Origin of the sequence: Mesorhizobium sp. M1396, assembly GCF_040317725.1 — a bacterium.
Taxonomy (GTDB): domain Bacteria; phylum Pseudomonadota; class Alphaproteobacteria; order Rhizobiales; family Rhizobiaceae; genus Mesorhizobium.
The window spans coordinates 37408-54216 of record NZ_JAMYLA010000026.1 but is presented as its reverse complement, the minus strand read 5'-3'; the positions used below and the strand labels follow the sequence as shown (position 1 = coordinate 54216).

Genomic DNA, 16809 nt, shown 5'->3' with positions numbered 1-16809 from the left:
TGATCGAATCGACGGGCAATCGCGACCCACTGCTGGGCGTATCCGGGAGCGGGTCGCCAGGCAGGAAGCAGAGCGGCAGGTTGATGACAATCTGAATCGCGAACGCGAGCCTCGACCCCTGACACGATCAGAGAATTTTGCTGGTGAGTTCCAGGACAATGAGTGAACCGTCGGGGGATTCACCTTCGGGCAAGTGCAATACCCGCAAAACGCGCAGATTGGTGTGGGCTCCGTGGAGCGACATTGAAATGCTCTCGCCGATACGTGGCACCACCTCAAATGTAACATTGTCGATGAATTGGCTATCGTCGACCGAAACGCGACATTGGACGGACATCAGAAGAACCTCCCAAAAATGCACGCGGCCAACCCGGCGCGGGCGATCCGATTTTCATAACGGGAGCGACCTGCCTTGGCCTGCTGGTCTCGCGCTATCGCGTGCCAAGCGCCCTTGCCTCGCGCTCAAGTGTTTCACGGTCATTCCCATGCTTGGCGACAATTTCGCGGACCTGCGGGATGGTGAGGCCGAACTTGCTGGCGAAATAACCAACCTCATACTCCTCGTCGCCCGCCAGCCTGTCTCTATCGCGAAAATCCCGCTTGCTCTTGTCGTCGGCCATCTCGCCATCTCCCTTGAAGGTTCTGTCCCTCGATGAAGTTCCCGAACTCAACGCGCCGCCAGACCCTTGGTTGCTTCGCGGGACTTGCCCGGCCGGGTTTTGTCGAACTTCTGATATGACAAAAAAGCCCGCATCGTTGCCGATGCGGGCTTTGACGGGTTAGCGCAAGATCATGCGCTGTTCGCTGCGTTTTTGCACATAGGTGCCTTTGTCATAGGCCGCTTGAGCCTCGAGCTGCTCCTTTGTGAACGTCGTGTACAGGTAACGCCTGCCGTTCTTGTCGGTCATGAACTTGAGATTGTCCATGCCGACCGCCACCTCTTTCTCGCCGACACCGAGAAAACCACCGACGTCGATGATGACCGCATCGACCGTCTTGTCGCCATTCAGCACGACGTCGCCGATCTCGCCCACATTGACGTCATTGGCCCCGTAAACGGTCGTTCCAACGAAATCTTCGGCCCGAATCTGTCCTATCGGCGTTTCGGTCAACGTCGATTTGTCGATAGACCCGGTTGTGGTCTGGTCGGCGGGCGCCGGCGCTTTCTGCGCGGAGTCGCTGGACGGCGCTGCCGGCACCGTAGCGGTAGGGGCCGGCGCAACTTCATTGGATGCGGTGGTCGCCGGCGCGGGGTCATAGGCCTTGCGGTCGAAAGCTGGCTGCGACTCCAACTCTTCCTTCGTGGTCTGTGCGACCACCCAGCGCGACCCGTTCTTTTGAGCCCACTGTACCTTCTCGAAATCGTAGGCAACGTCCTTTTCGCCAATCCCGAGGAAGCCACCGACTCCGAGAATGAGCGACTTCGCCTTGCCGTCCTTGGCTAGAACAATATCGTTCACATCGCCGATGTTCTGGGCGTCGTTGCTGGTGCCATTGTAGACGGTTTTCCCTATGATGGCGCTCGCAAGAACTGGCATAGCCGCCGGCACGGTCCGCATCGTATCGGTCGACGTCGAAGGCGGAGTTTTGTTCTCCGCGGCAGGCTCCAAAGCCACACGGTCGAAGTCTGGCTGGCCCTTCAGCTCATCCTTGGTCGTCTGGGCGACGAGCCAACGATCGCCGTTCTTCTCGGCCCATTGAAGCTTGCCATAATCGAAAGCAACTTCCTTGGTGCCGAGCCCAAGGAAGCCACCGACGCCAATAACGGCGGACTTCGCCTGACCATTCGTGTCAAAGACCACATCGCTAACCTTGCCGATGTTTTCGGCATCATCGCCCGTTCCATTGTAGACTGTTTCACCGATGATGTTGGTTACCAAGCTGCCATCAGCGCGCGTTACCCGTGAACCCGGCGCCTCCGTAACGGGTGCCTGCGCGGGTTTCGGCGTCGTCGCCTGCTGCGCATAAACGCCCGTGGCGGTCAGCATCGCAAGCGCCGTCGTGGCTAAAAGATTGCGAAACATGTAAGTCTCTCCTTTTGCCTGACTAATGCACGCCGCTCGTCTCGGAAGACATCAAGGCGGCGTTTGCTGCCGTCAAAACGTTGTCACCCGGGCTCTAGTTCCTGGGTCGCCGTGCGGTGACATGCAAAAGGCGCACGCAGTACTTCCGCAACCGCGGGTGCAAGATCACGAATGTGCATGCGCGGCAGGGCCGCTGGCCCGGAAATGTTCAACGCGGCGCCTGCGGAGCGTCGCTCGCGCGTCTCAACGTTCGCACTTTGTCGTCATTTCGGCCATACTGACAGCAGCGGGCCTTTGCTCCCATAGACCGGATCCTTCCGGGGACGGCCAACCCTGGGAATCGTTCGCAATGCCCGCTCATGTTCCTGGGCTGTCGTGCATTCGTCATAAGTGCCCGATGCCGGATAAGCACCGACCACCAGGAAGTCATCACTCTCGCGGAGGCATTGGTGTCCGGTGCCGGCCGGTAGAACGGCCACGTCGCCGGCCTTCAAGGATAATACCCGGCCCCTTTTGCCTCCGAACCGAACCCTGCCGGTACCGCGCGCAACCCCAAGCACCTCGTGTATGCGGGAATGGTAATGAACGTAGTGATAGATGCCGTCACGCCAGCTGTCACGCCAGCCATTCGCCTCGAAAAGCTCTTCCAGCACGGCCGCGAAGTCGAATTGCTCCATCGGCTTCACGGCGCCACGATAGACGACAAATGGCCAGAACGGATGGTTCGGCACGAGGCCATCGTCCTTGAACCGAAATTCGAGTGGTTTCTTCAACCTCACCAGTTCGGCGAGTTCTTCCGTTCTCGGTCGGCCAATACCCGTCGCCAACTCGGCCGCCTTCTTCACGCTCTCAAGAATACCCACGGCTATCCTCGCGCTGGATTGTAGGGGGCCAGATAGAGCAGTGAGGACGCCTCCGCTCTGGTCTCAACAAATCTCAACTAGCGGCCCCGCACTTTGTTCCTTTTGCCGGATGGCCGTGGTCCACGCCGCGATGTCAAAGAAATGCTTCGCTTCCGGGAGCGACGATCATCCAGCCTCACGATTGACATGACCCGCAACCTGGCCGGAGAGGTCAAGTTCTATCCAGGCTGGCGCATGATCACTCGGCTTTTCCCAACCTCGCAAGTCAGCGTCGACGCCGGCATCCCGCAGCCTGATGGCAAGTGATGGGCTGACGAGAAGATGGTCCATCCGGAGGCCGGAACTCCGATCATAACCGCCCCGGTAGGAGAAGTTCCAATAGGTGTAGATGCCTTTCTCCGGATGGATACGGCGAATGGCATCGATCCAGCCGTTACCAAGCATTTCAGCGTAGGCTTGTCGGCTCTCCGGAAAGTAGACTGCGTCGCCTAGCCAACGTCTTGGTGCCACGGCATCGATGGGCGTTGGCACGACATTGTAGTCGCCGCAAAGAACGCTTGTTGCACCTTCCCTGAGCAGTAGCTGGCCGTAGCTGATCAGACGGTCGAACCAGCGCAGCTTATAGTCGAATTTCGGGCCGGGCGCTGGATTGCCGTTGGGCAGATAGAGGCAGCCGACCACAATCCCATCCACCTCGGTCTCGATATACCGACTGTGGGTATCGTCGGGATCGCCCGGCAGGCCGCGTCGACGTTCCACCGGCTCCCTCCCCCGGGCGAGTATGGCCACACCATTGTAGGACTTTTGCCCGTGCCAGATTGCGCCGTAACCTGCGTTCCTGATGGCTTCGGCGGGAAATTTCTCGTCCGAGGTCTTCAATTCCTGAAGGCACACGATGTCATAGTCAGTCTGACCCAGCCACTTGATGAGCACGGGCAGGCGACCGTTCACGCCGTTCAAGTTGAAGGTTGCGATGCGGATCATCCGAGTCTCAATAAACTCTTGGTGAGCAAGCTGTTGATCCTCAGTGGTCTTTGTAGGACTTGGCGGCCTCGTCAATCTTTCGCCAGTCATTTCCATAGCGACGTACCAACTCCCGCGCCTGCGCTGGTTATAGATCATGTGTCTCGATGACATGCCTCACCTCTGCGTCCTCGCCTTTTATGGGACGCGAACGAGCCTTTTTCGGCCGCTCGCCTTCAGCCGGATTTCGACATCCTCTCGGACCCTGCTTAAACTGCCGAGCGTGGGGAAAGTTTCACAGCACACGTCTTGAGTATTGGCTAGGTGCCATATTCCTGCGCGCTTGCCAGGCTGATGAACCTTTGGCCGGGCGCCGCGTTCCATGCAGCGAACTCGGTTGATTTACAATGACGGACCCCAACGCTCGTCCTGCGCCGCACAAACACGATGCAATTGGTGCCGAAGCCGGCTTTTCGTACGATCGAATGGCGGTCGAGCGGTTTCAGAAAGCTTTTCCGCGTGCCAGATGGAGCGACGAGCGCAAGAGCTGGTTCGTACCCGGCAAGACTGCGGCCCGCCGGATTGACCGCTGGCTGGAGCGGGAGGCGGCGTTGCGGGCGCCCCATGACGATAGCAAGGGACGAGATGCCTTCGCCTTCGACCCAATATCGAGCCAGTATCTGGAAATCGCGGATGACCTGCGCATTCGCATGCCCTATTCCAGGACGGTGCTAGAAGAACTGCGTGCCGTGCCGTGGGCGAGTTGGGACGATGAGTTGCGGGCCTGGCGAGTTCCATTCCGCTCATATGAAGCGCTCCGGCGTCGATGGCCAAACATCGAACAGGCTGCGCAGCACGCCGAACCGGAGGAAAGGAAACGGCGGCTTGCGGCCACCAGAAACACGGAAGCCCATAGAGCCGCACAACAGCGGGCTGGTGAACGCCGGCGCCATCGCTATCCGTTGCCAGTTCAGGATCTGCCTACCTTGGGCCGTGTTGTCGCAACCGTGCAGTACGGGATAGTCGTCTTCACTGAAATTTCCGGTGAACTCGTTGAGCTATCAGACGCAGCCACCTTCTATCCCCATGCCGTACCTGCGAGCGGCGACTTCGTTTGGGGCAAGTGGCGTTCGGCAACCCTGGCCGAACTTGTGAGCATATGGCCTGCTCGGTCCGCCGCCGGGCCGACCGAACGCTTCAGAGGCTGGTGGAGACCAACCCTTGCTGAACTTAGACTTGCTCGGCGAAATGCCCGCAGTAGTGAGCGCAGGAGGCGAAGTCGCGCGCGGTAGATACCGCGCCGACATTCATCTTTTCATTGGTGCATTGCTGGCGTCGCGAGCTCCCCTTCGGAAAATGGCCTCCTGCTCGACAGGCGGGCATCGTCGAGATTTTGTCGGCACCAGTGCCGACGATTGGATAGTAGGCCCAGGGCCGTCCAGGTCCTCACGAACAGCGGGGAACCAAACCCGATCACAAGCGGTTTACCAATCGAAGGGACCGCAATGGACGCGGAATAATGGAACTTTTAGATATGGAACTGGCGCGAGCCCGACAGCGGCTTAACCGAGAGGAGCTTGCCCTCGAAAATGCGAACGAGATGCTGGATGAAGACTGCGGCGTCGGCATCAATATCGCTCTCTGCAACAGAATACGGGCCGCGCAACGGCGCGTGGTCGAGGCCAGATCGCGTTTGACGAAGATTAATCGCGGCAGAGCGAACACAATTCGCCCAAGTTGAACCTTGCGGCCTTAAATTGGACCACGACCCGCGCGCGGGTCGACAGGTTGCGGTCATGCCAACATCTTCTCTTCCTGGTAGGGTCGGGCGCGGCGACTGCTGTTGCGTACCGCGCATTTGGAGGGTCGCAGCTCGGATTGTCGCTTTTGGTGCAAAGTCTTCCGCGAACTGGGCGGCAAGCCGAGCTAGCGCCAAACACCAAAGCCCGCTACCTTCGGGGGAGAGCAGCGGGCCGATGCAGAGCCGGGCGGCTTAGGGTGGGCGGTTCCGGCGGCGACGACAACGAAGCGGCTGAAACTTTGTTCCCAGGACACACAGGACGAAGGAATGCCGCTCTCCGAAACAAAATGGTTGTCGCAGTCTTATCGACCTCAGTGCCACATTCTCTCTCTGAGCAATTAAGAAACCTGTTGCCACCGATTGTCCGGCGGACTCTCGCAGCAGCCCATTTCCCTGTCATCGTAGTCCCGACATGACAACTACAGACGACGTCGTGCAATTGCCAGTCTGTCAGTTCGAAGAAGCGCTTTGCTTCCCCATAGGTATCATCTTTCAGGCCCAACGCACGCAGTACTGAATCCTCGAAAGCCACTGTGATCGGCGAGCCCTCACAGCGTACTGCGTCGCGGGCTTCCCGCTTCAGACGCTCGGTGCCGATCAGGGCTCCGAGGCGTCGCTCGGGATGTTCTGCTAGCAATTCTGCCCAGCGCTCGATGCGCTGTTGCCGGGTCATGATCGGGTATGTCGACAAGGGTTCCACTTCTGCGATTGTCTGCAGTTGGTTTAGGGTTTGGTGTTGTCAAACGAATCCAGGAATTGACCCCTTTGGCGAACTGAAGACGGATAATCGGGATTGCCAAATTATGCCTGACACTGCGCTCTGAACCGGAACCAGTTCGCGAAGGCGAGCCGTGGCAAAGCCGATCGTTGGCTTAACCGAAAATGAAAGCCCCCCACTGAGCACGCAGAGAAGGGCCTCTGCTCGCGTAACGTCACGATTCTCTTAAGAGAATTTTGGTAGCGGGAGAGAGAAACGCCGCCGCGATCCAAACTATTGATTTCGTTGCTCCGTACTAGTCATTTCGCAGCAGGATTTGGCGGACTTGGCATGCGGGTGCTGGTCCACATGGACTGGCACCTGGATGACGATCTGGGCCTCTCCGACGACCAAATACATTGACTCGGGGAGCCCGGACCCTCGCTTATGGGGCTTATTTTCGCGAAAAGATTTTCACTTCGACCACGAACGCAGTCCGGAATGGGTGGTTCATGCCTGCGGGTACGGCGCGCATGGGGCCGGTACTCGATCCATTTGTGCAGGCATGCCGCCAGCTGCGCTCTGGGCGCGGGAGGCGTCCGTGAAGCTTTGAAACGGTACCGCGCCGGCACGTCTGTCATGCGGACTCGCGGTGTCACGTTGCTCGGCTTGGCGTAAGAGATCTTCTGCTACTGGGCGAACCTCTGCTACAAACACACTACCCCGGCGGGCTGTCGCCTTTCCGCATTGCCGCACTTTCCATCCGCGCCACGCGCCGACTTGCGCCTGCCGCCGACGCTACCGCGCGGGACCGAGATGCTTCTGAGCTCAAGGGCTAAGATGGCCGTACGGCACGACTACCAATCTTGCCGACCATACCAGTCGTCAATGTCGCGCCGCACACGATCCTTCTCGATACCGTACCGCTCCTGAATCGTGCCTTCCAGCTGATCGCGCTTGCCTGCAATGCGGTCAAGGTCGTCATCGGTGAGCTTGCCCCACTGCTCTTTGACCTTGCCTTTCATTTGTTTCCAGTTTCCTTCCACGCGGTTCCAATCCATGACGCGGTTCTCCTTGATTTAGAAGTTCGAAAAGGAAACGCCGTCCAGACGAGGATGTTCCAGAAACAGCTGACGCAGGTCATGTGGTACGGCTCACCGCCAGCTAAGATTTTTCCTGCGAAGGATCGGAAATCCGTTCACGCACGGCATGCTCGGTCTTGTCTGCTGTGGACTTCACGATTTCTCCAAGCTGATTGGCCGTTGTGCCCGCGTCCATATGTTGCCGGCCAGCTTCCTGCTTGATGGTGTCGTATGCATCGGCTGCAACCTGTTTGGCCTCATCGAGGCCTCTGTTGAGCACGGATTGGGCAGTATCGCGAAGTGTGTCCCCATAGCCGCCCAGTCGGTCGTCCTCCGCTGCGGTATGGGGCAGCATGGCCCCTATAGCGGCGCCTATGGCGAGGCCAAGGGCCGCTATGGCCAAGGGCTGCTCCGCCAACAACTCTTGCGCAGAGCGGCTGGCGTTCGCCGCCATGTCACCGGTGGTCGATCTTGCACCGGCCGCGTTCCTCGCCAGCATCTCGGTAGCGACGCTCGCCGCGCTCGACACCGTATCGCCGACATTGCTTGCGGCCGACGAGACCGTTTCAGCTGCATCGGAGAGTGCACTGCCCAAGCCGCGACTCTGCTCGCTGTCACGCCGGCCAGGCGCTGTGTAGCCGGCAGCGTCACGCGTGCCATTTGAGGGGCCGCTGCCGAGCATCAGCCAAGCTAGGCCTGCGCCCACCATAGTGACCGGCAAGGGGTTGTCCCTGACTTGCGTTCTGAGGTTGCTGAGCATGGCCGAACTTTGTCCTCCGGTGAACAGGCCGGTGAATTCGTCCAGCAGTTGTCCAGGCGTCATCCTGCCCCGAATGGATTCAGCGGTCTCCACCACCCTGGCGCGTGCCGCCTCGGCCTCGCGCTCAAGTTCGGCTGCGGATTTCTTATTCATCTGACTTGTCCCTTGATCACGTTTGCATCACGCTTGAGCTGTTCCTGGGTCCGATCGGGCGCAAGCTCGGAAGGTGCCATGCTAGCCAGCCCGGTCCGCAGCAGGATGACTCCCAAGACGGCCACGACCACACCGACGAGCAGGGAAGACCACCCTGCGCCAAGCCCTGCTTGTGTCAAGGCGATGACGAGTGCTTGCAGCAGCACCAAAAGCGCCGCGAGGAGGCAAATCGCGCCACCCAGCACTTCACCGGCACCCGATCCGGCTTTGGTAAGCTTCTCAGAAAGCTCCGCCCGAAAAAGCTTGGCTTCGGTCTGCACCAGGGTGGTGATGTGCTGGGTCAAGTCGGTGACCAGCGTGGCAAGACTAGGATTGTCTTGAGTGTTCATCTGTCTTGCTCCGCGTTCTGCGTGGCCGGATCATTGCCGACGAGGCCAAAATCCTGGGACCTATCGGCAGACCAATCCGATGCCTCATCCGTGTGTGACTTGGCGTCTCCCGGAGCGCTTTGAGAGGCTTCAGGGCCTGCCGGTGGAGAAGCTTTGATGAACCGCCCGAGAGCCAAACCGGCCAACACGGATCCCGCAAGCAGGACACCGGGATTTTGTCGGCCGAAGGACTGCACGTCCTCCAGGACATGGCCAAAAGGCTTTTGTTTCAAGGAAGATGAAAGCCGCTCCAAGCCGCCGGCGGCATCCAACGCGAATTTCGATGCGTTCCTTTCATCGTTGTTGGCCAGGTGATCGCTCGCCGCGCGCAACGCGCCACCCAACGCCGCCAAGCTCGATCCGATGTCGCGCTGCGCCTCCTGTGCCTTGTCGGAGATGACATGCGCGGCTTCTTTTGCGTAATCGCCAGCCTTGCGGCTCACCTCGTCCCGCGCGTCGTGAAGCAACTCGCTGGCACGTTCTTTTTCTTCGCGAAGCCTCTCGGAAACGTCGCTTTTCGCCTTGTCGAAATCAGTGGGCTGTCCGCCCTCATCATTATCACGCTGCATGGGTCACCTAGTGAAAACCGAGGAAGGAGAGGACCGCGAGCACGACAACGATGAGACCGATAAGATAGATGACACTGTTCATGGCACGTTCCTCCGTGCCTACCCAACTTCGAGGAGCCTGCGATGTTCCTTAGGTGAAAACATTTTTTGATCAGGCTGAAAACGGAGAGCTACGTGATGCACGCAACAATCAAGAACAAGCTGGACTGCCCTCTATGCATTGTCGCTCGATACAAACCGGGTGCGGCCGAGTCCACGGAAGCGGCAAGCCAACCCAGCCGCTTGCGCGCCGGGAGTTCGCTCTGGAATTCTTAAGTTGAACACGCTATATGACCACCTACATGGTCAGGAGAATGTCATGGATGTGATCAATCTGGCAGAAGCCAAGGCCCATCTGAGCGAGTTGGTCGACCGGGTCGAGGCAGGCCATTCAATCGACATCACTCGGCGCGGCAAGCCGGTTGCTCGGCTCACCGCCGTTTCCAATCCTCGCAAACCAATCGACGCTGCCCTGCTCCGGTCTCTGACGGCGATTGTGCCGCCGCAGACTGAAAGCGCTGCCGATCTGGTGCGCGCGATGCGGGACGGCGACCGCTACTGATGCTTTATCTCGACACGTCGCTGATCGTCGCGGCGCTCTCCAATGAAGCGATGACGCCGCGCGTCCAGACTTGGCTGGCGGAGCAGGATGCGGCGCAGCTTCTGATCAGCGACTGGACCATCACCGAGATGTCTTCGGCCATGGCGATCAAGCTGCGGACCAGCCAGATCAGCCTGGAACAGCGCGCTGGGGCGCTCGCCATGTTCAACAAGCTAGTCATCGAGAGCTTCACCGTGCTCGGCGTGACGGGCGAGCAATTCCGGACCGCAGCGAAGTTTGCCGATCAGCATATGCTTGGGCTTCGGGCCGGCGATGCGCTGCATCTCGCCATTGCATCGGAGCATGGCGCCACGGTGCACACGCTCGACCCGCGGCTCGGCGAGGCCGGGCCGGCGCTCGGCGTGCCGACACAGTTGCTGACATGAAGCGGGCCCTCTCCCACTCCGCAATTGTCTAAGGCGTCCATGGCCGGTGACTGGACCGACGAGCAGAATGACGAGATCGTCGCCGATTATCTCGCGATGCCGGGAGCGGAATGGCAGCTTCGGAGAGCGATTTTATTGAAATTTCAGCTGTTGGGGAATCCCATGCTTTCTCAGACCATCTAGCGATCAACTGATATTGGCCAGGCGATAGCTGCCGACGATTGTCATATTGCAGTGCCCGGGGGCGACAGACATGAAGCGAAGGCGTGACATGAACCATAGCTTCCTCCCGAAGGCATCAAGAGCGAGCCATCCAACCAAACTTCGTTAAACGCCTAATGTTCCGCAACGCGAGGAGACAACCCAGATCTCCCGCCCCATTTTGCAAGGCGGCGTCGTCCAGGCGCTATCCTTTAGAAATGGTCGGGCTGTGACCAGCATGGTGGCTGCGACCGACCGCGCGACGCTCCTCGGCTGGATGGGTTCGGAGGTGGCTGACGCAGGCGATCCCCCTCGAATGTTGGTGAAGAGCGCTTGGAATCGCACTCGTGGCGCCGGGCGCCACACTGACGGACGTCCTTGATGGCTGGCGTCCCCGAGGCGCGGCGGCTGTCGCCCCCCAAGGACACCCGGGGACGGAGGCTTGGCTGGCCTATCTCTTGGGCGTGGCCGGGATCAGTCAAGTTCTCGGCCATCCGTTTGGCGAGGAAGTTGATCCCGCGGGTGCTCATCCAAAGATGATCCACCAACCCACCAGCGGCCGGCCGCGAGCAACACTGCGACCGGTAGTCGTGCGCAGCAAGGCTTTTCGAAAAGGATCCCGCTTCCCCTTGAGCCCGCGCCTCTGGCGGAGAGCGCGGGCCGATCAAGGGTAATGCCCCGATCTTCGGCAGGGGGATGGAGAGGGCCACTCTACCGCTAAGCAAAAACCTTTAGCGGCTCGTAATGTTCCACTGCGGGGTATCACCATATGTAGGTCGGTCAGAACGTGCTGCCCTTGCCATCCCATCGACACAGCGCGGCGTTTGGAGCGCCGCCAGACTTTATGGAAAGTGCTCGCAGGATGTCGCTATCGAGCGCCGACACGCGGCAACCTTCAAGATCCTGGTCCATGATGCTAACCTCCCATCTAAGGACGGGAGTGCAACCAGCTCTCAATCACCGATGCCCGCTAGCCTTGCCCGGTGACATTGGGATTGTAATCCATCAGATCCTGGGTTCAATGCCATCAAGCCTCCGCGATAAGGCGCAACTTCCTTGAACAAGGCGTGGCCCTGTTGCCACCTGTTGCCAACCACCGGTCGCGAAAGGCAATGCGGCCAAGGCTTTCCGGGACCATTTCGTTGGCTAGGCGTTCGACCCGAAACGCGACCAAGAGAATGGCAAAATACGCGGTGTCTGGCGTCGCACGGATCAGTACAAACGCATCCTTGGCCTTAGCCCGCTCAGCGTTCCCGAGATCCTGTGCAATTGGGGAAGACACTTGCGGCCGCTACACGAGAGAGCTGGTCGGAAATCCACCGCCTCTATCGGCTGACGGCGCCAGCGGAGACCGGCCGCATGAGGAGCCGCGCTACAATATCGCGCCGACCACAGGACCTTCGTCACTGCCGGTGAAGATGACAATAACCGCCTGCGTGAAGGTCATTAGTGGGCCCCAGGTGAGCGCCGAAGCCGCCGTCAGAGTTGGGGCTGGGCCGCGACACGCGTCTTCACGCTGGACGTTGGCTAAGGACATGCGGGGACCGCCTGTATGGCTAATGCCCGCGCGCAACCAGCCAACCAGATACTAGCCGGGTGAGCGGGCCCATGATCACGGCAGCCCAGGTAGCGGCGCGCTCTCGGCGGTCTTTGCATTCTTGACGGATCATATTTTGCACTTCTAAGCAACCATGTGGCGTCAGTATCCAGCTGTTAAGCTGAGACGATTTTCTCCACATTGGGCTGTTGTCGCCCACGTAGCCAATCGACATATTGAGACGATCCGCCTTCCGGATCAGTCGCCGGGTTTTTATCTCCGCAATCTGTTCATAGTATATCAATGTTTCCCAGTAGTGTCGGTACTCGACCTTTTCTCGTTGCGCAGGCGTGCAAGCATTTGCCAGGTCGATCTCATAGGCGTGGTCGAGTTTCCCGATGGTTTGCCGGTACGCCGCAATTTCCAACAAATCTTTGATTTCTATTTGTATCGTCATATGACCGCCCCACGCCGAAAGAAAACGTTACGACGTCATATGGCGTTCAGTCCATTCCACTACTTGGTTGAGCTCACAGTCAAAAGAACTAGACAGCGAGTAGCATGGCGTCGGACGATCTGGTTCTGAAAAGCTTCGCCTCGCCAAAAGCCGCCCCAAACGGCGTTAGCAAAGGCATAGTGGTCTCGACAGCAAGGCTGGTTAAATCAAGAAGGTGCCCGCGGAGCGGAAGGCGAAACCCAGCTTCAAGGACCGTTCCGTAAAAACTGAGCGCGGACTTGTTCGGTCTGCCCGCCAAAAACCGAGATGCCAATTGGAGAGCAGCGACCGATGATCCATTAGCCAGCTCTTGGGCGGCATGGCTACCGGTCCGGCGCGAAGCCGTGCCGCACCGATCTGCCTGCTGGAGAAGAGAATGGGGCTGTGTCGAGCCCCGTTAACGCGATGCGGATCCTTACGCTCAATTTAGACGCCTTGCATCGTTAAGGTTTTAATCTTTGGCCATTTCCGTTGCTCCTCTATCGGCCAAAGACGGTAATACTGGGCACTACCAATAGGATTAATTGCGTCTTTGCTAATAGGCCCTGTAAATTGACCGGTGCGGGTGCGTAACGTAAGCCCGCTGGAATGGCCGGTGCGGTCCTCACGTCCCCGGAGGGCTGCCCTCGCACCGGCCATTTCCGTATGTGATCAATCTGGCAGAAGCCAAGGCCCATCTGAGCGAGTTGGTCGACCGGGTCGAGGCAGGCCATTCAATCGACATCACTCGGCGCGGCAAGCCGGTTGCACGGCTCACCGCCGTGTCCAATCCTCGCAAACCAATCGACGCTGCCCTGCTCCGGTCTCTGACGGCGATTGTGCCGCCGCAGACTGAAAGCGCTGCCGATCTGGTGCGCGCGATGCGGGACGGCGACCGCTACTGATGCTTTATCTCGACACGTCGCTGATCGTCGCGGCGCTCTCCAATGAAGCGATGACGCCGCGCGTCCAGACTTGGCTGGCGGAGCAGGATGCGGCGCAGCTTCTGATCAGCGAGTCTTCGGCCATGGCGATAAAGCTGCGGACCAGCCAGATCAGCCTGGAAACCGTTCTTTTCAAGGCAGTATTGCCAGCCATTAACCTCAAGGAACTGTCCATCGACGTAACGGCTCAACGCGTCCGAGGCGAGGAAGAGAAAGGCTCCAACCCAGGGGGGCGGTCGCGGTCGCTGACGGCAAGCGATTCCGGTCGTGACGTTGGCAACGAGATAATCCACCGCCTCGCGCGCACCACCTTCATTATCAACGACGACGCTGTCGCATTGCAGGTCCTTGACGACGCGGTCGATCAACACGATCGGCGCCCCTTCTTGACCAACTGCACGATGTGGTCGCTGTCAGTCGCTGAGTTGGCGCCAGGATAGAACCCCGAATCCTGAGAGATCGCAGGCTTTGGAGCAATTCTTTTTCCTGTTCGACATCTTCCTCGCTGCTGGCGATCAGCAGATTGTGGGGGTGCTTGCGCAGTTCCACTTCAATGTCGGGCCGCGGAATGACGATCTGTTTTTCCAGCTTGCCCGAGCGCAGCAGCGCCGGGACGATGGCGTCGGGATAGTTGGCCGCCCCCGACAATGATCACGCCGGACGATTTCGACGCGCCGTCGAGCAGCGTCAGCGCCTGGTGATGAAAGAGGTCCAGTATTCGTCAAAGGAGCGGGACGCGTTTCCCCGCTTGCCAATGCCGTCGATCTCATCGACAAAAAGGATCGCAAGCTTGTTGGCTTCGGCTTCCGTGAATGCCGCCTTCATGCGCCGGAGCACGTCGCCGAGATAGCCGGGTTCCAGCCAGGTCGTCACGGAAGTCACAATCAGCGGGATCTGCAGCGTGTTGCAAAGGGCCCTGGCGAAGCTCGTTTTGCCCGTGCCGGGCGGGCCAGCCAGAAGCAGTTTTGTGGTCATCTCCTCGCATGCGAGCCTGCCCCCTCGCCACAGTGCCAGGTCAGCCTGCAACGACAGCGACCATTCCCGGGCTTCGCCATACCCTGTCAGCGCCTCAACGCGCGGGATGAAGCGATCCTCCTCGCCGCCGGTCAGTTTCGCAGGCTGGATGATCTCGCTGCCAGAACCTGCTCCTTGCCGCGGCCCGTCTTGGTCGCGTTGCTGGTTTGGGTCTTGGAGCTGCTGGCTGACCCGTCACCACCGTTGGCCCCCTCCCCAGCGTCGGCCGACCTTCGCCTTTCCCCTGCGATATGGGCAAGCACATCCCAGGCCGATGTGACTGAGATGCCAGGCCTGATAGCGATGGCGAGATCGGAGAGCGTCAGCAGGGAGCAGTCGATCTGGCTGAGCCCGTCCTTAGTCTCCTCACCGAGCACGGCAGCCATAGTGTCTCCAATGACGGTCCCATTTGCCGATCAGGACACTAGCCGCCTCCGATTTGTCAGTGCATGAGGCCGGCGGTAAGATCGGCCACCCAACTAGAACGCACTCAATCGGTCTCCCCGTGGGCGGCTCCAGACGCCTCTCCGGTAACAAGCCATCGTGCGGGACATGTTACATTTTGTGATTTGCACGATATCGCTGACGGGGGTTCTGATGGACGCAGGCCTTTCCGGCTTCAGGCACTTGGCGGAAAGGTCGGGAGTGTGAAAGGTGGCCAAGGCATGGCCGACACAAGCACCATTGTCTTAAGCGGCGACTATGGCTACACCCAGTATAAAGCATCCGGTCTGGCCGCCGACACCACCATCGATGCCACCGACGCCTCGTGGATCGTGGCCAATCAGGGAAGCCCCAGCAACCTCTATCCCTTCGCGATCACCGACCCCGGTGCCAACCTCTTGGTTTTTGGCGGCACGATCAACGGCACGGTCTCCCAAACCGGCGACTGGGAGAACATTTACGTCAACTCCGCCGCAGTCCGTATAAATTCAGCCCACAACTTTGTCATCGACGATTGGACGGTTACCCAGCCCTGGGATGGCATCCGTGTCGGCGGCACCGGCACCTTCGTCATCGAGGATAGCTATGTCGGCTACTCCCGAGACGACGCGATCGAGGACGATGACGTCATCGGCGGCACGATCAAGGATTCCCTATTCGACAACGTGTTTTCCGGAGTGAGCCTTGGTGACGGTGACGTGGATGGGTCTAACAACACGGTCATTATGGATGGCATGCTTCTGGGCATGAAAGAATACCTTCGCAAAGGCGAGATGACCCACGGTTCGCCGTTTAAACTCGACAAGGGCACAGGCTCTGACGATATTGTGCCTAGCCTGCACTTTGTCGATTGCGTGGTGGCGATCACCGACGTGAACCACAATGGCATGGAACGGCTGCAGCGGGCCTGGGACAAGACGGTCGAGTCGCACGGCAATTACTACCTCAACCTCTCTGACACGCCGCTGCCGTCCAGTTATCCAATGCCGCCCGCCGGCTGGACGGTCCTTCAAGGCCAGGCGGCCCGCGAATATTGGGCCAACGCCAAGGCGGTCTGGCATGCAGCCCATGACGGGACCGACCAGCCTCCGTCGCCTCTGATACCGCCGACCGACGCGGCCACAGGAACTACTGGGAACGACACCTTTGTCGGCACTGGCGCGGCCGATAGCTATGATGCTTTGGCTGGCAACGACATACTGTGGGGCCGGGGTGGCAACGACGTGCTCCACGCTGGCGCCGGCAGCGACACCTTCGTGTTTGACACGGCCTATGGCCCGGGCAACGTCGATACGCTCCCCGACTTCCACGCAGCGGACGACGCGCTCTATCTCGACAATGCCGTCTTCACCAGCCTCGGCCCCGGTTCCTTGTCCAGCCCGACGCAGGTGAACTCGTCGTATTTTGAGTTGCGCGAACACGCCACCAGCCATAACGATTACCTGCTCTACAACCAGACTACGGGCATTCTGTATTATGACCCCGATGGCTCGAAATCGACCGCTCAGGTGGAAATCGCCCACCTACAGGCCGGGGCGGTCCTGACCTTTCACGACGTGTACGTCATTTGATCGCTCATGCGATCGCACATGGCACTACGAAAAGCGGGCGCGTCACCGCTGGTGTTCCAGTTGCGACTAACACCGATCAAAAATAGCGACGGATAGCGCCGATTGCACAGAGGTTATGACTCTTTGGAAATCGGCTTGGGATAGGCTTTGACCATCTTAAGGCGAGCGTTTCGATAGAGAACATCCAGTTGATGCGAGCGCCGCTGGTGTTTCGCAGGTGCTCCCATGCAGCCATGTCTGCAACGAGGAGATCTTAG

22 protein-coding genes and 2 pseudogenes are annotated in these 16809 nt (G+C 59.3%); 9 read left to right on the top strand and 15 right to left on the bottom strand.

Features of this window, described 5'->3' with window-relative positions:
- Positions 1–127 precede the first annotated feature (127 nt).
- The 5 genes from NKH02_RS18305 to xth all read right to left on the bottom strand — a co-directional run bounded on the left by NKH02_RS18305 (position 128) and on the right by xth (position 3871).
- Positions 128–337 carry a hypothetical protein gene (locus NKH02_RS18305; RefSeq protein ID WP_352880498.1) on the bottom strand — a complete coding sequence of 70 codons (210 nt, stop codon included), beginning with the start codon at positions 335–337 and terminating at the stop codon, positions 128–130.
- A gap of 94 nt (positions 338–431) precedes the next feature.
- Complete coding sequence (locus NKH02_RS18300; protein ID WP_352880496.1) at positions 432–620, bottom strand: DUF3606 domain-containing protein; 189 nt, start codon at positions 618–620, stop codon at positions 432–434.
- A 159-nt stretch (positions 621–779) separates the two neighbouring features.
- Positions 780–2024, bottom strand: coding sequence for a PRC-barrel domain-containing protein (locus tag NKH02_RS18295; protein ID WP_352880495.1), 1245 nt, complete (start codon positions 2022–2024; stop codon positions 780–782).
- Between the two features lie 263 nt (positions 2025–2287).
- Positions 2288–2887, bottom strand: a complete 600-nt coding sequence (locus NKH02_RS18290; RefSeq protein ID WP_352880493.1) for a cupin domain-containing protein — start codon at positions 2885–2887, stop codon at positions 2288–2290.
- A 165-nt stretch (positions 2888–3052) separates the two neighbouring features.
- A complete protein-coding gene (gene xth, locus NKH02_RS18285) occupies positions 3053–3871 on the bottom strand; it encodes an exodeoxyribonuclease III (RefSeq protein WP_352870791.1) in 819 nt (272 codons plus the stop codon).
- A gap of 386 nt (positions 3872–4257) precedes the next feature.
- Here xth and NKH02_RS18280 point away from each other — a divergent pair, with 386 nt between their 5' ends.
- Positions 4258–5142, top strand: a complete 885-nt coding sequence (locus NKH02_RS18280; protein ID WP_352880491.1) for a hypothetical protein — start codon at positions 4258–4260, stop codon at positions 5140–5142.
- Between the two features lie 236 nt (positions 5143–5378).
- On the opposite strand, the gene NKH02_RS18275 is transcribed toward NKH02_RS18280, so the two are convergent.
- Together NKH02_RS18275 and NKH02_RS18270 are read right to left on the bottom strand one after the other, a co-directional pair.
- The gene (locus NKH02_RS18275; protein ID WP_352880489.1) at positions 5379–5648 is read right to left on the bottom strand and encodes a hypothetical protein; all 270 of its coding nucleotides are present in this window, start codon (positions 5646–5648) and stop codon (positions 5379–5381) included.
- A 314-nt stretch (positions 5649–5962) separates the two neighbouring features.
- Positions 5963–6369 (bottom strand): annotated as a pseudogene (locus tag NKH02_RS18270) (hypothetical protein).
- A 436-nt stretch (positions 6370–6805) separates the two neighbouring features.
- Here NKH02_RS18270 and NKH02_RS34550 point away from each other — a divergent pair.
- Positions 6806–6886, top strand: a pseudogene (locus tag NKH02_RS34550) (catalase); the annotation flags it as partial.
- Between the two features lie 319 nt (positions 6887–7205).
- Here NKH02_RS34550 and NKH02_RS18265 read toward each other — a convergent pair.
- The 4 genes from NKH02_RS18265 to NKH02_RS18250 all read right to left on the bottom strand — a co-directional run bounded on the left by NKH02_RS18265 (position 7206) and on the right by NKH02_RS18250 (position 9340).
- Entirely contained in the window at positions 7206–7409 is a 204-nt protein-coding gene (locus tag NKH02_RS18265; RefSeq protein ID WP_352870788.1) for a CsbD family protein, read from the bottom strand.
- Between the two features lie 103 nt (positions 7410–7512).
- Positions 7513–8343, bottom strand: coding sequence for a hypothetical protein (locus NKH02_RS18260; protein ID WP_352880488.1), 831 nt, complete (start codon positions 8341–8343; stop codon positions 7513–7515).
- Positions 8340–8732: a phage holin family protein gene (locus NKH02_RS18255; RefSeq protein ID WP_352880486.1), complete on the bottom strand. Its 393-nt coding sequence runs from the start codon at positions 8730–8732 to the stop codon at positions 8340–8342. Before NKH02_RS18255 ends, NKH02_RS18260 begins: the two co-directional genes overlap by 4 nt.
- Positions 8729–9340 (bottom strand): hypothetical protein, encoded by a 612-nt coding sequence (locus tag NKH02_RS18250; protein ID WP_352880484.1) that lies wholly within the window; start codon positions 9338–9340, stop codon positions 8729–8731. Before NKH02_RS18250 ends, NKH02_RS18255 begins: the two co-directional genes overlap by 4 nt.
- 358 nt (positions 9341–9698) lie before the next feature.
- On the opposite strand from NKH02_RS18250, the gene NKH02_RS18245 reads away from it, so the two are divergent.
- From NKH02_RS18245 to NKH02_RS18235, 3 genes are read left to right on the top strand one after another with little or no spacing between them, the layout of a single operon-like run.
- Entirely contained in the window at positions 9699–9941 is a 243-nt protein-coding gene (locus NKH02_RS18245) for a type II toxin-antitoxin system Phd/YefM family antitoxin (RefSeq protein ID WP_352870784.1), read from the top strand.
- Entirely contained in the window at positions 9941–10366 is a 426-nt protein-coding gene (locus NKH02_RS18240) for a type II toxin-antitoxin system VapC family toxin (RefSeq protein WP_352880482.1), read from the top strand. The genes NKH02_RS18245 and NKH02_RS18240 overlap by 1 nt, the downstream gene beginning before the upstream one ends.
- 39 nt (positions 10367–10405) lie before the next feature.
- A complete protein-coding gene (locus tag NKH02_RS18235; RefSeq protein ID WP_352880480.1) occupies positions 10406–10549 on the top strand; it encodes a hypothetical protein in 144 nt (47 codons plus the stop codon).
- Positions 10550–11347: 798 nt separating this feature from the next.
- Here NKH02_RS18235 and NKH02_RS18230 read toward each other — a convergent pair.
- Positions 11348–11479 (bottom strand): hypothetical protein, encoded by a 132-nt coding sequence (locus NKH02_RS18230; RefSeq protein ID WP_352870758.1) that lies wholly within the window; start codon positions 11477–11479, stop codon positions 11348–11350.
- A 644-nt stretch (positions 11480–12123) separates the two neighbouring features.
- Positions 12124–12561 (bottom strand): hypothetical protein, encoded by a 438-nt coding sequence (locus NKH02_RS18225; protein ID WP_352880478.1) that lies wholly within the window; start codon positions 12559–12561, stop codon positions 12124–12126.
- Positions 12562–13247: 686 nt separating this feature from the next.
- On the opposite strand from NKH02_RS18225, the gene NKH02_RS18220 reads away from it, so the two are divergent.
- From NKH02_RS18220 to NKH02_RS18210, 3 genes are read left to right on the top strand one after another with little or no spacing between them, the layout of a single operon-like run.
- A complete protein-coding gene (locus NKH02_RS18220) occupies positions 13248–13484 on the top strand; it encodes a type II toxin-antitoxin system Phd/YefM family antitoxin (RefSeq protein WP_352880476.1) in 237 nt (78 codons plus the stop codon).
- Entirely contained in the window at positions 13484–13963 is a 480-nt protein-coding gene (locus NKH02_RS18215; protein WP_352880474.1) for a PIN domain-containing protein, read from the top strand. The genes NKH02_RS18220 and NKH02_RS18215 overlap by 1 nt, the downstream gene beginning before the upstream one ends.
- 28 nt (positions 13964–13991) lie before the next feature.
- Positions 13992–14174 (top strand): hypothetical protein, encoded by a 183-nt coding sequence (locus NKH02_RS18210; protein WP_352880473.1) that lies wholly within the window; start codon positions 13992–13994, stop codon positions 14172–14174.
- 36 nt (positions 14175–14210) lie between these two features.
- On the opposite strand, the gene NKH02_RS18205 is transcribed toward NKH02_RS18210, so the two are convergent.
- Positions 14211–14498: an ATP-binding protein gene (locus NKH02_RS18205; RefSeq protein ID WP_352880471.1), complete on the bottom strand. Its 288-nt coding sequence runs from the start codon at positions 14496–14498 to the stop codon at positions 14211–14213.
- A gap of 131 nt (positions 14499–14629) precedes the next feature.
- The gene (locus NKH02_RS18200) at positions 14630–14923 is read right to left on the bottom strand and encodes a hypothetical protein (protein ID WP_352880469.1); all 294 of its coding nucleotides are present in this window, start codon (positions 14921–14923) and stop codon (positions 14630–14632) included.
- A 279-nt stretch (positions 14924–15202) separates the two neighbouring features.
- Here NKH02_RS18200 and NKH02_RS18195 point away from each other — a divergent pair, with 279 nt between their 5' ends.
- The gene (locus NKH02_RS18195; RefSeq protein WP_352880467.1) at positions 15203–16552 is read left to right on the top strand and encodes a calcium-binding protein; all 1350 of its coding nucleotides are present in this window, start codon (positions 15203–15205) and stop codon (positions 16550–16552) included.
- The last annotated feature ends 257 nt before the right edge of the window (positions 16553–16809 follow it).

Coding starts and splice junctions, on each gene's coding strand:
- NKH02_RS18280 (WP_352880491.1), top strand. CDS start 4,258: ATGACGGACCCCAACGCTCGTCCTGCGCCGCACAAACACGATGCAATT.
- NKH02_RS18260 (WP_352880488.1), bottom strand. CDS start 8,343: ATGAATAAGAAATCCGCAGCCGAACTTGAGCGCGAGGCCGAGGCGGCA.
- NKH02_RS18295 (WP_352880495.1), bottom strand. CDS start 2,024: ATGTTTCGCAATCTTTTAGCCACGACGGCGCTTGCGATGCTGACCGCC.
- NKH02_RS18235 (WP_352880480.1), top strand. CDS start 10,406: ATGGCCGGTGACTGGACCGACGAGCAGAATGACGAGATCGTCGCCGAT.
- xth (WP_352870791.1), bottom strand. CDS start 3,871: ATGATCCGCATCGCAACCTTCAACTTGAACGGCGTGAACGGTCGCCTG.
- NKH02_RS18255 (WP_352880486.1), bottom strand. CDS start 8,732: ATGAACACTCAAGACAATCCTAGTCTTGCCACGCTGGTCACCGACTTG.
- NKH02_RS18215 (WP_352880474.1), top strand. CDS start 13,484: ATGCTTTATCTCGACACGTCGCTGATCGTCGCGGCGCTCTCCAATGAA.
- NKH02_RS18245 (WP_352870784.1), top strand. CDS start 9,699: ATGGATGTGATCAATCTGGCAGAAGCCAAGGCCCATCTGAGCGAGTTG.
- NKH02_RS18240 (WP_352880482.1), top strand. CDS start 9,941: ATGCTTTATCTCGACACGTCGCTGATCGTCGCGGCGCTCTCCAATGAA.
- NKH02_RS18300 (WP_352880496.1), bottom strand. CDS start 620: ATGGCCGACGACAAGAGCAAGCGGGATTTTCGCGATAGAGACAGGCTG.
- NKH02_RS18265 (WP_352870788.1), bottom strand. CDS start 7,409: ATGGATTGGAACCGCGTGGAAGGAAACTGGAAACAAATGAAAGGCAAG.
- NKH02_RS18305 (WP_352880498.1), bottom strand. CDS start 337: ATGTCCGTCCAATGTCGCGTTTCGGTCGACGATAGCCAATTCATCGAC.
- NKH02_RS18195 (WP_352880467.1), top strand. CDS start 15,203: ATGGCCGACACAAGCACCATTGTCTTAAGCGGCGACTATGGCTACACC.
- NKH02_RS18205 (WP_352880471.1), bottom strand. CDS start 14,498: ATGACCACAAAACTGCTTCTGGCTGGCCCGCCCGGCACGGGCAAAACG.
- NKH02_RS18225 (WP_352880478.1), bottom strand. CDS start 12,561: ATGACGATACAAATAGAAATCAAAGATTTGTTGGAAATTGCGGCGTAC.
- NKH02_RS18250 (WP_352880484.1), bottom strand. CDS start 9,340: ATGCAGCGTGATAATGATGAGGGCGGACAGCCCACTGATTTCGACAAG.
- NKH02_RS18230 (WP_352870758.1), bottom strand. CDS start 11,479: ATGGACCAGGATCTTGAAGGTTGCCGCGTGTCGGCGCTCGATAGCGAC.
- NKH02_RS18200 (WP_352880469.1), bottom strand. CDS start 14,923: ATGGCTGCCGTGCTCGGTGAGGAGACTAAGGACGGGCTCAGCCAGATC.
- NKH02_RS18275 (WP_352880489.1), bottom strand. CDS start 5,648: ATGACCGCAACCTGTCGACCCGCGCGCGGGTCGTGGTCCAATTTAAGG.